The organism is Leisingera sp. ABM4_060 (assembly GCF_056158765.1).
Map to the genome: position 1 here is coordinate 913,781 of NZ_JBSWTX010000001.1, position 14,130 is coordinate 927,910.

General features: G+C 63.8%; 9 protein-coding genes. 7 read left to right on the plus strand and 2 right to left on the minus strand.

Features of this window, described 5'->3' with window-relative positions; all coding sequences use genetic code 11:
- Positions 1-113: 113 nt before the first annotated feature.
- Positions 114-575 carry a peroxiredoxin gene (locus ACXAEH_RS04555; protein ID WP_475031293.1) on the minus strand — a complete coding sequence of 154 codons (462 nt, stop codon included), beginning with the start codon at positions 573-575 and terminating at the stop codon, positions 114-116.
- A 49-nt stretch (positions 576-624) separates the two neighbouring features.
- Between ACXAEH_RS04555 and ACXAEH_RS04560 the strand changes: the two genes are divergently transcribed.
- The 7 genes from ACXAEH_RS04560 (at position 625) to uvrA (ending at position 13,539) form a co-directional block, all read left to right on the plus strand.
- Positions 625-4,095, plus strand: coding sequence for a YhdP family protein (locus ACXAEH_RS04560; RefSeq protein ID WP_475031294.1), 3,471 nt, complete (start codon positions 625-627; stop codon positions 4,093-4,095).
- Between the two features lie 74 nt (positions 4,096-4,169).
- Positions 4,170-5,255 (plus strand): tRNA preQ1(34) S-adenosylmethionine ribosyltransferase-isomerase QueA, encoded by a 1,086-nt coding sequence (queA, locus tag ACXAEH_RS04565; protein WP_475031295.1) that lies wholly within the window; start codon positions 4,170-4,172, stop codon positions 5,253-5,255.
- Positions 5,256-5,421: 166 nt separating this feature from the next.
- Positions 5,422-6,696, plus strand: a complete 1,275-nt coding sequence (locus ACXAEH_RS04570) for an MFS transporter (RefSeq protein WP_475035516.1) — start codon at positions 5,422-5,424, stop codon at positions 6,694-6,696.
- Between the two features lie 139 nt (positions 6,697-6,835).
- The gene (locus tag ACXAEH_RS04575; protein WP_475031296.1) at positions 6,836-7,414 is read left to right on the plus strand and encodes a DUF924 family protein; all 579 of its coding nucleotides are present in this window, start codon (positions 6,836-6,838) and stop codon (positions 7,412-7,414) included.
- A 268-nt stretch (positions 7,415-7,682) separates the two neighbouring features.
- On the plus strand, positions 7,683-9,077 hold the full coding sequence (gene lpdA, locus ACXAEH_RS04580) for a dihydrolipoyl dehydrogenase (protein WP_475031297.1): 1,395 nt from the start codon (positions 7,683-7,685) through the stop codon (positions 9,075-9,077).
- A 161-nt stretch (positions 9,078-9,238) separates the two neighbouring features.
- Positions 9,239-10,408 (plus strand): MFS transporter, encoded by a 1,170-nt coding sequence (locus ACXAEH_RS04585; RefSeq protein ID WP_475031298.1) that lies wholly within the window; start codon positions 9,239-9,241, stop codon positions 10,406-10,408.
- A gap of 272 nt (positions 10,409-10,680) precedes the next feature.
- On the plus strand, positions 10,681-13,539 hold the full coding sequence (gene uvrA, locus ACXAEH_RS04590) for an excinuclease ABC subunit UvrA (RefSeq protein ID WP_475031299.1): 2,859 nt from the start codon (positions 10,681-10,683) through the stop codon (positions 13,537-13,539).
- 184 nt (positions 13,540-13,723) lie between these two features.
- Here uvrA and ACXAEH_RS04595 read toward each other — a convergent pair whose 3' ends face one another.
- Positions 13,724-14,071 (minus strand): hypothetical protein, encoded by a 348-nt coding sequence (locus tag ACXAEH_RS04595; RefSeq protein WP_475031300.1) that lies wholly within the window; start codon positions 14,069-14,071, stop codon positions 13,724-13,726.
- Positions 14,072-14,130: the final 59 nt, after the last annotated feature.

A 14,130-nucleotide genomic window follows, 5' to 3' on the forward strand; every position in this document is an offset into this window, starting at 1 on the left:
TGGCACCGCGCAAGCGCGGTGCGCGCCGCCCAGCGGGCGGCGCCGGGCCCAACAGGGAAGCCAGTGCCTGCACAGGCGCTGGCGGATCTGGCGGGAGCGCCCCCGCTGCGGCGTTACAGGGCGCGGACCGCTTCCAGCACCTCATCGGCATGGCCATCAACCTTGACCTTGCGCCAGACACGGGCGATCCGGCCGCCGGCATCGATCAGGAAGGTCGAGCGCTCGATTCCCCAATGCTTCCTGCCGTACATGTTCTTTTCCTTCCAGACGCCATAGTCCTCGCAGACCGTGCCCTCCGCGTCCGACAGAAGAGGTGTTGTCAGCGTGTGTTTTGCGGTGAATTTCTCATGCTTGGCGACGGTGTCCTTGGAAATCCCGAAAACGTGAGCGCCGGCATCGGCGAAGGACTGCAAAGCCTCTGAAAAGGCGATGGATTCTTTGGTGCAGCCGGGGGTATCATCACGCGGGTAGAAGAACAGCACCACGGGCGCGCCCTGGAGGCTGGACAATGTGACCTCTCCGCCGCCGCCGCGGGGCAGGGTAAAGGAAGGGGCGGGATCTGATACGTCTAGCAAGGCCTGTCTCCGGATTTCTGAGCAATTCACTGGGCGGCAAACATAATCAATGAGCAGCAAAGGGAAAGCTGAGATCGGACCTGACGGCGGGAAAAACAGCGCCGCCGCAGAGGCGGTGCCGGTCCGCGGCCCTGACCAGGCAGCGGAGACCGGCCTGTGCGGGCCGCAAAAACCGGCGCGCCGCCGCTGGCGCTGGCGGCTGCTGCGCGGGCTGGCCTGGGTGCTGGCGCTGCTGTGCTTCCTGGGCGCGGGCGCGGTCTATTTCGGCATTGGCACCCGGCTGGACGCGCCGGACTGGGTGCGCCAGCGGGTGGAGACCCGGATCGAGCAGCATCTGAACGGGCTGCAGATCGACTTCGGCGCCATCCATGTGGTGGTCAACGAAGGGCTGCGTCCGCGGGTGAGCCTCAAGGATGTGGTGCTGCGCCACCCTGACGGAACCGTGTTCGCCCAGCTTGCGGATGCCCAGGCAAGCCTGGCCATGCGGCCCTTGCTGCGCGGCAAGGTGCAGCCCAAGCGGATTGCGCTCAGCGGGCTGTTTGCCGCTCTGCGCCGCAACAAGGACGGCTCCTTTGCGCTGAGTTTTGCCAGCGGCGGGCTGCCGTACCGGCAGGCGGGCACCCTGGCGGAGCTGATCGAGCAATGGGACAGCCAGTTGCAGAAACCGGTGCTGGCGGCGCTGACCGGGGTGGAAACCAGCGCCCTGACGCTGACTTACACCGATGACCGGCTGGGCCGGGGCTGGACGCTGGACGGCGGTCAGATCGGGTTGCAGCGGGATGGTCAGTCGGTGTCGCTTACGGCGGCTTTCTCGGTGCTGAGCGGGCGCGGCGAGGTCGGCACGGTCGAGGCCAGCTATACCTCCGAACTTGGCAGCCCGGAGGCGGATTTCGGGGTGCTGATTTCGGATCTCGCCAGTGAGGATATAGCGCTGCAAAGCCCGGCGCTTGGCTGGCTGGGCGTGCTGAGGGCGCCGATTTCGGGCGCGCTGCGCGGCGGTGTGGAGGAGGATGGCGCCATCGAGCCGGTGCAGGCCAGCCTGCGCATCGGCGAAGGGGTGATCCAGCCGGAAGCACAGACCAAGCCGGTCCCGATCACCGGCGCGCGCAGCTATTTCACCTATGATCCCGCGGGGCAGGTGCTGGAGTTCAGCGAGCTGAGCGTTCAGAGCGGCTGGGGGTCGGGTGTGATGCAGGGGCAGGCCAGCCTGGCAGGGATCGAGAACGGCCAGCTGGCCGGGCTGGTGGGACAGCTGCGGTTCTCCAATTTGGAGCTGAACCCGCAGCAGCTGTTTGAAACACCGGTGCAATTCCCCGGGCTGGACGCGGATTTCGACCTCCAATTGAAACCTTTCCGGTTACAGCTGGGGGAGATGCTGGTGCGCGATGGTCAAAGCCGGATCCATTTCAATGGCGACATCGGCGCCGGGGCGGAAGGCTGGGATTATGACCTGAACGGCCGGGTTGACCAGATTTCCGTTGCCCGGGTCAAGGAGCTGTGGCCGGAGCCGCTGGCGCCGAACCCGCGCGGCTGGGTGCGGGAGAACCTGCGCAAGGGAACGGTGCGGGATGTCGGCTTCCACATGCGCGGGCGCGGCAGCGGCAAACCCTTCATCAGCCTGGATCTGGCGTTTGAAGAAGCCGAGGTGTTGTTTCAGAAATTCATGCCGCCGGTGCGGCGGGCGGCAGGGCAGCTCAGCCTTTACGGCACCCGTTTTGTGGTGACGGCCTCCAGGGGGCAGGTGATTGCGGATCAGGGCGGCGCGGTGGATGTCGCCGGAACCTCCTTCATTATCCCCGATACTTCGGCCCGCGACGGCACGCCGGGCATTGCCCGGATCGAGGCCCGCGGTTCTGCCACTGCGGCCCTGTCCCTGCTGAACCGGGAACCGCTGTTGGTGATGGACAAGGCCGGGCTGCCGGTGGATTTGGCGCAGGGGCAGGTGGAGGCCTCGGGCACCTTGGCGCTGCCGCTCAAGAAACAGGTGCCGGTGGAGGAGATCCTGTATCACTACCGGGGCCAGGCGCGGGCTGTTCAAAGCAGCACGCTGGTGCCGGGCCATGTGGCGGCGGCTGCGCTGTTGCAGGTCGAGGGAAACCAGGGCGAGGTGCGGATCAGTGGCGATGGCAGCCTGTCCGGGGTGCCGCTGAGCGCCAGCTGGCGGCAGCAGGTCGGCAAGGAGGCCGCGCCGGACAGCCGGGTTGAGGGCACCATCGAGCTGTCGGAGGACGCGGTTCAGGCATTCAATCTGGGCCTGCCCCGGCGGTCGGTGTTCGGCAAGGGCCAGGGCCGCTATGCGGTCGACTTGCAGCCGGGGCAGCCGCCGCGGCTGCAACTGGAGTCGGATCTGGCAGGGGTTGGGCTGCGCATTCCGGATGTGGGCTGGCGCAAGCGGGAAGAGGCTGAGGGCAAGCTGTCGCTGTCGGCGGTGCTGGCAGAAAGCGCCACGGTGGAGCGGCTGGAGCTGCAGGCGCCGGGCCTCGCCGCAACTGGCCGGGTGACCACACACAAGAGCGGCGGGCTTGACCAGGCGGTGTTTTCCTCCGCCCGGGTCGGTAACTGGTTCCAGGGTGCGGTGACCTTCCGGGGCCGCGGCACTGCGGCGCCTGCAATCGAAGTGACCGGTGGGCGGCTGGATCTGAACCGGTCGCCGTTTTCTGCAACTTCGGAAAGCACTGGCGGCAGCAGCGGCAATTCGGGGCCGATCACGCTGCGGCTGCAGAACCTGCAGGTGACGGACAGTATCGGGCTGCAGAACTTTCAGGGCCGGTTTTCGACGCGGGGCGGCATGAACGGCGAGTTCACTGCCCGGCTGAACGGCCAGACCCCGGTGGCGGGCACGCTGGTGCCGCAGAACGGCGGCACCGCCTCGCGAATCCGCGCCAATGACGCGGGCGGTGTGTTCCGCTCTGCCGGGGTGTTCGAACATGGCCGCGGCGGCAGTTTCGACATGACGCTGATCCCGGCGGACAGGCCCGGCGAATATGACGGCAAGGTCAATGTGCGCAACATCCGGGTGCGCAATGCGCCCTCGATGGCCGCGATCCTGAACGCCATCAGCCTGGTGGGGCTGCTGGATGAAATGACTGGCCAGGGCATCCTGTTCACCAGCATGGAGGGGCGGTTCAGGCTGGGCGCGTCGCATCTGATCCTGCATCAAAGCAGCGCGGTCGGGCCGTCGATGGGGCTGTCGCTTGACGGCAACTATGACCTGAACAGCAGCAGGCTGAACATGCGCGGGGTGATCTCGCCGATCTATCTGGTGAACGCCATCGGGCGGATCCTGGCGCCGCGTGACGGCGAGGGGCTGATCGGGTTCACCTTCACCCTGCGCGGCACCGCGGATGATCCTTCGGTTTCGGTGAACCCGCTGGCGGGGCTGGCGCCGGGTTTCCTGCGTGAGGTGTTCCGCGGTCCGGCACCCAAGGTGCCCGGCCAGGAGCGGGCCTTTTCCGCCGAAGAAGAAGCCGCCCGGGAACAGCGGGAGGAGTACCGCAAACCGCGCGGCGGCGAGAGGTGACCTGTGCCGCGGCCCCTCGCAAACTTGGAAAATCGCCATAGATTTTCCCTGCAGCACATCTTATAGCGCGCGCCATGAAACTCAGTGACTTCGACTTCGACCTGCCCGACGATCTGATTGCTACCCGGCCTGCCAATCCGCGCAGCTCGGCGCGGCTGCTGGTGGCCGCGGGCGGCGCTCTGCATGACGGCCATGTGACCGATCTGGTGGACTGGCTGCAGCCCGGCGACCGGCTGGTGCTGAACGACACCAAAGTGATCCCTGCACGCCTGAGCGGGCTGCGCCACCGCGACAGTGCGCAAGGGCCAGTGGCGGCCAAGATCGAGGCGACCCTGCTGGAGCCGCGTGCCGATGGCAGCTGGGCGGCATTGCTGAAGCCGCTGAAAAAGATCAAGCAGGGCGAGGAGATTGTGTTCTCCGAAAAGCTGAGCGCGACGCTGGAAGAAGTGTCGGACGGGCAGGGGCAACTGCGCTTTAACCTCAGCGGCACCGATTTCGACGCCGCATTGGCCGAGGCCGGCGCGATGCCGCTGCCGCCTTATATTGCTGCAAAACGCGCCGCGGATGAACAGGACAAGACCGACTATCAAACGGTCTGGGCCAGGAACAGCGGCGCAGTGGCGGCGCCCACGGCTTCGCTGCATTTCGATGCGCCGCTGCTGGAAGCCCTGGCCGCGCGCGGGGTGGAGATTTCCTATGTCACGCTGCATGTGGGCGCGGGCACCTTCCTGCCGGTCAAGGTGGAAGATGTGACCACCCACCGGATGCATGCGGAATGGGGCAAGGTGAGCGGGCAGGCCGCGGCCGAGATCGCGGCCACCAAGGCGGCTGGCGGGCGGGTGATCCCGGTTGGCACCACAGCGCTGCGGCTGATCGAAAGCGCCGCCAGGGACGGGCAGATCCATCCGTGGGAAGGCGATACCGACATCTTCATCTACCCGGGGTTCACGTTCCAGGTGGCGGATGCGCTGATGACCAATTTCCACCTGCCGAAGTCGACCTTGCTGATGCTGGTCTCGGCCCTGATGGGGCAGGAGGAAATCCTGCGGATCTATGATCACGCCGTGCGCAGCGGCTACCGGTTCTTTTCTTATGGCGACGCGTCGCTTTTGATCCCCGCCAAGGCGGATACACTTCAGAAAAGCGGCGCGAATCCATAGACAAGCGCCGCGACGCGGGCGCCGGCGGTTTGACCGGGGTCACGAAACTGCAATCAGAATCAGCGATACACGGCGCCTGAGCCTTGATCGCCGGGACATAACAATCAATTGTGACCGCAGCCCGTCCCTTGTGGAGGGCTGCTTTGCTTTCAAAGGAGGCATGGAAATGCTGCAGGTGCTGTCGAGCGCGTGGGCGCTGCTCTTGGGGGTATGCTTGCTGATGGTGGGCAACGGCCTGCAGGGCACCATGCTGGGCGTCCGGGGCGACCTGGAGGGGTTTTCCTCCTTTGAGATGTCGATTGTGATGTCCGCTTATTTCGTTGGCTTCCTGGGCGGCTCGCGGCTGGCGCCGGAGATGATCCGCCGGGTGGGCCATGTGCGGGTGTTTGCGGCACTGGCCTCCTTCATCTCGGCGGTGATGATCCTTTACCCCATCCTGCCCAACACTGTTGCCTGGGGGCTGGGGCGCGTGATCATCGGTTTCTGCTTCTCCGGCGTGTATGTGACCGCCGAGAGCTGGCTGAACAATGCCGCCGACAACAGCAACCGCGGCAAGGCGCTGTCGCTTTACATGATCGTGCAGATGATCGGCATCGTCACCGCGCAGGGCCTGATCCAGATCGGCGACCCGGGCGGCTATGAAGCGTTCATCATCGCTTCGATCCTGGTTTCGATCTCCTTTGGCCCGATTCTGTTGTCGATTTCGCCGACCCCGGCCTTTGACACCACCAAGCCGATGACACTGAAAGAGCTGATGAAGATCTCGCCGCTGGGCTGTGTCGGCATGTTCCTGCTGGGCGGTGTGTTCTCGGCCCAATTCGGCATGAGCGCGGTTTACGGCACCGCCGCCGGTTTGACACTGACCGAGCTGTCGATCTTTATTGCCACCTTCTATGTCGGGGCCACGATCCTGCAGTATCCGCTGGGCTGGCTGTCCGATCGGATGGACCGCCGGGTTCTGATCTTGTTTGTCGCCCTGGTCGGCGGCGGCGCGGCTGTGCATGGCTTCTTGTTCGGCAGCGACTTCAAGATGCTGCTGGTGGCGGCCTTCTTCATCGGCGGCCTGTCCAACCCGCTTTATTCGCTGCTGATCGCCTATACCAACGACTACCTGGACCACGACGACATGGCGGCGGCTTCCGGCGGGCTGGTGTTCATCAACGGGCTGGGGGCCATTGCCGGCCCCGTGATCACCGGCTGGCTGATGGGGGATGCGGTTTTTGGCCCGGCCGGGTTCTTTACCTTCATCGCTGCACTGATGTTTGTGATGGCCGCCTATGCCGCCTACCGCTCGACCCAGCGTGCCTCTGTCCCCGTCGAGGAGACCGGCAGCTTCACCGTGATGACGCCGACGGCAACGCCGGTTGCGGTGGAGTTTGCTCAGGAATATGCCATCGAAACGGAACTGGAGGAGCAGGAAACTGCCCAAGAAGCGGGCTGATTGCGCTAACCAGCGGGAATTGTGAGGATTATTTCACACAGCCCCCTTGTCTGTTGCAAAATGTGACCCAAGCTTACTTGTAAACGCAATGTAAAATGGCCTGAAGTTAAGGTCAGGAAAAACTTGGAGTTACAGACCGATGGCTGGTCCCGAAGAGATACTTGCATTCTGGCTCGACGAAGTCGGCGAGAAGGGATGGTATCTGCAGGATGAGGCGCTGGATCAACAGATCCGCGAGAAGTTTCAAAAGACCTGGGAGGCGGCTTGCGAGGGCAAGTTCTCCTTCTGGCTCACCTACCCGAGCGGCACGCTGGCCTACATCATCCTGATGGACCAGTTCTCGCGCAATATGTTCCGCGGTGAAGGCAAGGCGTTTGCGTCCGACCGGGCGGCGCTGTCGGCGGCGAAGGTGGCGATCAACAAGAAGTGGGACATGAAGATCGACGAGCCGGCGCGGCAGTTCTTCTACCTGCCGCTGATGCATTCGGAAAACCTCTGCGACCAGGAACGCTGCATCCGCCTGATGATGGAGCGGATGCCCAAGACCGGCACCAGCAACCTGCTGCATGCCCGCGCCCACCGCGAGGTGATCCGCCAGTTCGGCCGGTTTCCCTACCGCAACGAGGCGCTGCACCGCGCCAGCACCGGACCGGAGCTGGATTACGTGATGGCAGGCGGCTACGGCGAAACAGTGCGGCAGATGCAAGCGGCCGGCTGACCTGAGACTGAATTTGATGGCAAGCGCCGTGTCCCGGTTGGGGCGCGGCGTTTTCTTTTGCGCAGGGTATTGCGGTTATCTATTGCGGCAAAGCAACCGATTGGGCTGGAAAGCCGGATGGACCCGGCATAGCCTGAGCGGGCTGGTGTTGCAAAAATGGCTGGAAATTGCATGGCCGCTATGCCGCAGCACAGTGTGATTGCAGTGCAGAAAAAACTAGTTTAACGGTAAACTAGTTTTTGAAACCTGTTCTAGGCGAGGGGACACCATGGCCGCACAATCCTATGACGTGATCGTAATCGGCGCCGGGCCGGGGGGCTATGTGGCCGCCATCCGCGCTGCGCAGCTGGGGCTGAAGACCTGTGTAGTGGAGCGTGAGCACCTGGGCGGCATCTGCCTGAACTGGGGCTGCATCCCGACCAAGGCGCTGCTGCGCTCGTCGGAAGTGTTCCACCTGATGGAGCGCGCCAAGGATTTCGGCCTGAAGGCGGAAAACATCGGCTATGACCTGGACGCGGTGGTGAAACGCTCGCGCGGGGTGGCCAAACAGCTGTCCTCCGGCATCGGCCATCTGATGAAGAAGAACAAGATCGACGTGGTGATGGGCGAGGCGTCCATTCCGGCCAAGGGCAAGGTCTCGGTCAAGACCGACAAGGGCACGCAGGATCTGACCGCCAAGAACATCGTGCTGGCCACCGGCGCCCGCGCCCGCGAACTCCCGGGGCTGGAAGCCGATGGCGATCTGGTCTGGACCTACAAGCACGCGCTGCAACCGGTCCGCATGCCGAAGAAGCTGCTGGTCATTGGTTCCGGCGCCATCGGCATCGAATTTGCCAGCTTCTACAACACGCTGGGCGCCGAAACGACAGTGGTTGAGGTGATGGACAGGGTGCTGCCGGTGGAAGACGCGGAAATCTCCGCCTTTGCCAAGAAGGCCTTTGTCAAACAGGGCATGAAGATCATGGAGAAAGCCATGGTCAAGCAGCTGGACCGCGGCAAGGGTAAAGTCACCGCGCATATCGAGGTGGGCGGCAAGGTTGAGAAGCAAGAGTTCGACACCGTGATTTCCGCCGTGGGGATCGTCGGCAACGTTGAGGGCCTGGGCTTGGAAGAGCTGGGCGTCAAGGTCGACCGCACCCATGTGATCACTGACGAGTACTGCCGCACTGGTGTCGATGGCCTTTATGCCATCGGCGACATCGCTGGCGCGCCCTGGCTGGCGCATAAGGCGTCGCACGAGGGCGTGATGGTGGCCGAACTTATCGCAGGCAAACACGCGCATCCGGTGAAGCCCGAAAGCATCGCCGGCTGCACCTACTGCCAGCCGCAGGTCGCCTCCGTCGGTTATACCGAGGCGAAAGCCAAGGAACTGGGCTATGACATCAAGGTCGGCCGCTTCCCCTTCATCGGCAACGGTAAGGCGATTGCGCTGGGTGAGGCCGAGGGCATGGTGAAAACCATCTTTGACGCCAAAACCGGCGAACTGCTGGGCGCCCATATGGTTGGCGCCGAAGTGACCGAGATGATCCAGGGCTACGTGGTGGGCCGCCAGCTGGAGACCACCGAGGAAGATCTGATGAACACCGTCTTCCCGCACCCGACGCTGAGCGAAATGATGCATGAGTCAGTGCTCGACGCCTATGACCGGGTGATCCACATGTAAGCTTCCGGTCAAGCGGAGTTCGAAAGGGCGGCCTGTGACGGGCCGCCTTTTTTGTGGCGCAGTTCTTTTCTGGGGCGTTGCGTCAGTTTCTGTAGGCGCTCTGGCCTCTGGCTGCGCGCCGCGGTAACCAGAGGCCGGACATGAACACAGGGGCAGCGGTCATGGTTGCATCCAGTAAAACCCGCTGGGGCGCGATTCTGGCGGTTTGGGCTGCTGGTCTGGGGGCTGCGGCGCAATACGGAAAGGTTTCGGTTGTTTTTGAACAGCTTGGCGCGCTGTACCCTGAAGCCGGTGCTGGCCTGAGCCTGAGTGTTTCGATGACCGGGGTTGTCGGCGTTCTGTTGGGTGTGGCGGCGGGCCTGTTCGTCTCTGCCTTTGGCTTCCGGCGGGCGCTGGTCTGGGCCTTGTGGACCGGGGCGGCGATGTCGGCGCTGCAGGTGCTGCATCTGCCCTACGGGCTGTTTCTGGCGACACGGCTGATCGAAGGGCTGTCGCATCTGGGCATCGTGGTGGCCGGGCCGACGCTGATGGCGCTGCTGGCCAGTGACAGGCAGCGGGGCGCGGCGCTGACGGTGTGGAGCACGTTTTTTGGCGTGGCCTTTGCGCTGCTCAATTGGCTGGGGCTGCCGCTGGTGGCATCCCACGGGATTCTGGCGCTGTTTGCCGCCCATGCGGTGCTGATGACCGCGCTGGCGGTGTTGCTGCAGCGGGCGATGCGCGACCTGCCGGTGCCTCAGCGCCAGCCCATGCCGAGGCTGGCAAATCTGGCGGCCTTGCATCTGCAGATCTACCGCTCGCCGTTCAAGCTGGCGCCGGCCGCGGGCTGGCTGTTCTATACCACCTGCTTTGTGGCGCTGCTGACGGTGCTGCCGCCGCATCTGCCGGAGGGGCAGCGGGGGTTTGTGATGGGGGCGTTTCCGCTGATCTCCATCGCGACGTCAATGGTTCTGGGCGTGGCACTCCTGCGGGTGATGCCGGCGGTGAAGCTGATCCAGCTGGGGTTTGCGCTTTGCGCAGCAGCGGGCCTGTGGCTGTGGGCCATGCCAGGGGACTGGCTGGCGTGTTTTGCGCTGGCCGCGGCCTTTGGCCTGGTGCAGAGCGGCAGCTTTGCCTCTGTCCCGCAGCTGAACATCTCTGCCGCAGACCAGGCCGAGGCAAACGGCGCCATGTCGCAGGCGGGCAATGCTGGCAATGTGATCGGCACGCCGCTGCTGCTGGGCTCGCTGGGCGTGGCGGGCTACGGCGGCATGATGCTGGTGGTCTGCGCGTTGTTCCTGGCGGGTATTCTGGTGCACCAGCTGCTGTCTGTGCGGCGGCGCGCCTGGGCTTAGCGTCGGGACAGTCAGCGGCTCCCGCCCGTCACCGGACCCTTTTCAGGGACCGTTCCCGTTGGGCCAAGCGCCGCGCGGATGCGCGGCGCGCCGGAATTCGCACCGAATTCCGGGCCGGAAAACGCAGGATTTCCGGCTGCTGCCAGCTGCTGTCAGCAAGTTTCATCCTGTTCGCGCATTGTTCTCTTTTGGGGCTTGGCGTTTTCCGCCGCATTCCCTATCTGTAGGGCGGGCGTCCGCCATGGGTTCGGCGGCGCGGGCACGGGGGCATTATGGCTGAGCTGAAAACCATCGAAGTGCGCGGCGCGCGCGAGCATAATCTGAAGAGCATCGACGTGGATATTCCGCGCGATGAGCTGGTGGTGATCACCGGCCTGTCTGGCTCGGGCAAGTCGTCCTTGGCGTTCGACACCATCTATGCCGAGGGCCAGCGCCGCTATGTCGAGAGCCTGAGTGCTTATGCGCGCCAGTTCCTCGACATGATGGAAAAGCCGGATGTGGATCACATCAGCGGGTTGAGCCCGGCGATTTCGATTGAGCAGAAGACCACCTCGAAGAACCCGCGCTCCACCGTTGGCACGGTGACAGAGATCTACGACTATCTGCGCCTGCTGTTTGCCCGCGCCGGCACGCCTTACTCGCCGGCCACCGGGCTGCCCATCGAGGCGCAGCAGGTGCAGGACATGGTCGACCGGATCATGGAGATGGAGGAGGGCTCCCGCGGCTATCTGCTGGCGCCGATCGTCCGCGACCGCAAGGGCGAGTACAAGAAGGAATTCCTGGAGCTGCGCAAACAGGGATTCCAGCGGGTGAAAGTGGACGGCGAGTTCTATGAACTGGACGAACCGCCCAAGCTGGACAAGAAATTCCGCCATGACATCGACGTGGTGGTCGACCGCCTGGTGGTTCGGACCGGCATGGAGACGCGGCTGGCGGACTCCCTTCGTACCGCGTTGGATCTGGCCGACGGCATTGCCATTCTGGAAACCGCGCCGCGCGAGGGTGATCCGGAGCGGATTACCTTCAGCGAAAATTTTGCCTGCCCGGTCAGCGGCTTCACCATCCCTGAGATCGAGCCGCGGCTGTTTTCCTTCAATGCGCCCTTCGGGGCTTGCCCGGAGTGCGACGGGCTGGGCGTCGAGCTGTTCTTTGACGAGCGGCTGGTGGTGCCGGATCAGTCTCTGAAGGTTTATGATGGTGCGCTGGCGCCCTGGCGCAAGGGCAAGTCGCCCTATTTCCTGCAAACCATCGAAGCCATCGCGCGGCACTATGAGTTTGACAAGAATACCGTCTGGAAGGACCTGCCAAAGCATGTGCAGCAGGTGTTTCTGTATGGCTCCGGGGACGAGGAAATCATGTTCCGCTATGACGAGGGCGGACGGGTCTACCAGGTGGAGCGCACCTTCGAGGGCGTCATTCCAAATATGGAGCGGCGCTACCGCGAGACGGATTCCAACTGGATCCGTGAGGAATTCGAGCGCTATCAGAACAACCGTCATTGCCACCACTGCGAGGGCTACCGGCTGCGCGACGAGGCGCTGGCGGTGAGGATCGCAGGCGTGCATGTGGGGCAGGTGGTGCAGCTGTCGATCCGCGAGGCGCTGGCCTGGATCGAGGATGTGCCCAACCATCTGACCCAGCAAAAGCAAGAGATTGCGCGGGCCATTGTGAAGGAGATCCGCGAGCGGCTTGGGTTCCTGAATAACGTGGGGCTCGAATATCTTACGCTGTCTCGTTCTTCCGGAACCCTGTCCGGTGGCGAGAGCCAGCGTATCCGTTTGGCGAGCCAGATCGGTTCCGGCCTGACCGGGGTGCTTTATGTGCTCGACGAGCCCTCTATCGGGTTGCATCAGCGCGACAATGACCGGCTGATCGGCACGCTCAAGAACCTGCGCGACCAAGGCAACACAGTGATCGTTGTGGAGCATGACGAGGACATGATCCGCCAGGCGGATTATGTCTTTGACATCGGCCCTGGCGCCGGCGTGCATGGCGGCGAGGTGGTGAGCCACGGCACGCCGCATGCGATTGCCTCCGACACCAACTCGATCACTGGCCAATATCTGGCCGGGACGCGGGAGATTGCGGTGCCGGCCAAGCGGCGCAAGGGCAACAAGAAAAAGATCAAGGTGGTGAAGGCCACCGGCAACAATCTAAAAGAGGTGACGGCGGAATTCCCGCTGGGCAAGTTTGTCTGCGTGACCGGCGTGTCCGGCGGCGGCAAGTCGACGCTGACGATTGAGACGCTGTTCAAGACCGCCTCGATGCGCCTCAACGGCGCGCGCCAGACCCCAGCGCCCTGCGAGAGCATCAAGGGGCTGGAGCATCTGGACAAGGTGATCGACATCGACCAGCGCCCGATCGGGCGCACGCCGCGATCGAACCCTGCGACCTATACCGGCGCCTTCACCCCGATCCGCGACTGGTTTGCCGGCCTGCCGGAGGCCAAGACGCGCGGCTACAAACCGGGGCGGTTCTCTTTCAACGTCAAGGGCGGCCGCTGCGAGGCCTGCCAGGGCGATGGCGTCATCAAGATCGAGATGCATTTCCTGCCCGACGTCTATGTGACCTGCGAGACCTGCAAGGGCGCGCGTTACAACCGCGAGACGCTGGAGATCAAATTCAAGGGCAAGAGCATTGCCGATGTTTTGGACATGACGGTGGAGGACGCGCAAGGCTTCTTCCAGGCGGTGCCGGCGATCCGCGACAAGATGGACGCGCTGATGCGGGTGGGCCTGGGCTATATCAAGGTGGGCCAGCAGGCGACGACGCTGTCAGGCGGCGAGGCGCAGCGGGTGAAACTGTCCAAGGAGCTGTCGAAACGCTCCACCGGGCGGACTCTGTATATTCTGGATGAGCCGACCACAGGTCTGCATTTTGAAGATGTGAAGAAGCTGCTGGAGGTGCTGCACGAGCTGGTGGAGCAGGGCAACTCAGTGGTGGTGATCGAGCACAACCTGGATGTGATCAAGACCGCCGACTGGATCATCGACATCGGCCCGGAGGGCGGTGACGGCGGTGGCGAGATCGTCGCGGCCGGCACGCCGGAAGCGGTGGCGGATGAGCCACGCAGCCATACGGGGCGCTACTTGAAAGACATTCTGTCTGCTCGGAAGGTGGCGGCGGAATAACGGGAGGGGCGCTGCCCCGCAGGTTTGGTGGGAGAGGGGCGCTGCCCCTCTTGGCCCTGCGGGCCAATTCACCCCGGGATATTTTCGGCCAGAAGAAGAGCGGATCCAGTCTTCATCTGGCCGGATGCATCCCCGCCGGAGGCAGCGCGGCGTAAGTTGCGAATCTTGGGCAGCGTGTAAAGGCTCACTCTGCCAGCGCCGCAGCAGCGCCGATCAGGCGCAGCACTTTGTGGGTTTCCCGGTTGACCTGGTAGACGTAGCCTCCGGCCTGAACGTAGCTGCCATAGGGATCGGGTGCCCAATGACCCGGATCGCCGATCCAGATGTAGTCTTCCAGGATGTGGTCGCCGCGGCGGTAGAACCTCTTGGCCTGGCCCGGCGGCCCGCAATGCTGCGACTTCCTGGCAAGGCCGGGCGGGCAGTGGAAACCGGGTTTTTCGGCTTTGCCTTGGCCATTGCCGGCAGCAAGCGGAATCGCCACCGCGCAGGCTGCAGCAACAATAACAACGGATACAATGTAACGGCGTACCATTTACGGGCGTCCTTTCCTGGCTGCCTTTCACATACTGGGTGCGGCGCAAATGCCAAGAG

What these genes read in the sequence shown, in the direction of transcription:
- ACXAEH_RS04560 (WP_475031294.1), top strand. Translation starts at nt 625, where the DNA reads ATGAGCAGCAAAGGGAAAGCTGAGATCGGACCTGACGGCGGGAAAAAC.
- queA (WP_475031295.1), top strand. Translation starts at nt 4,170, where the DNA reads ATGAAACTCAGTGACTTCGACTTCGACCTGCCCGACGATCTGATTGCT.
- ACXAEH_RS04570 (WP_475035516.1), top strand. Translation starts at nt 5,422, where the DNA reads ATGCTGCAGGTGCTGTCGAGCGCGTGGGCGCTGCTCTTGGGGGTATGC.
- ACXAEH_RS04575 (WP_475031296.1), top strand. Translation starts at nt 6,836, where the DNA reads ATGGCTGGTCCCGAAGAGATACTTGCATTCTGGCTCGACGAAGTCGGC.
- lpdA (WP_475031297.1), top strand. Translation starts at nt 7,683, where the DNA reads ATGGCCGCACAATCCTATGACGTGATCGTAATCGGCGCCGGGCCGGGG.
- ACXAEH_RS04585 (WP_475031298.1), top strand. Translation starts at nt 9,239, where the DNA reads ATGGTTGCATCCAGTAAAACCCGCTGGGGCGCGATTCTGGCGGTTTGG.
- uvrA (WP_475031299.1), top strand. Translation starts at nt 10,681, where the DNA reads ATGGCTGAGCTGAAAACCATCGAAGTGCGCGGCGCGCGCGAGCATAAT.
- ACXAEH_RS04595 (WP_475031300.1), bottom strand. Translation starts at nt 14,071, where the DNA reads ATGGTACGCCGTTACATTGTATCCGTTGTTATTGTTGCTGCAGCCTGC.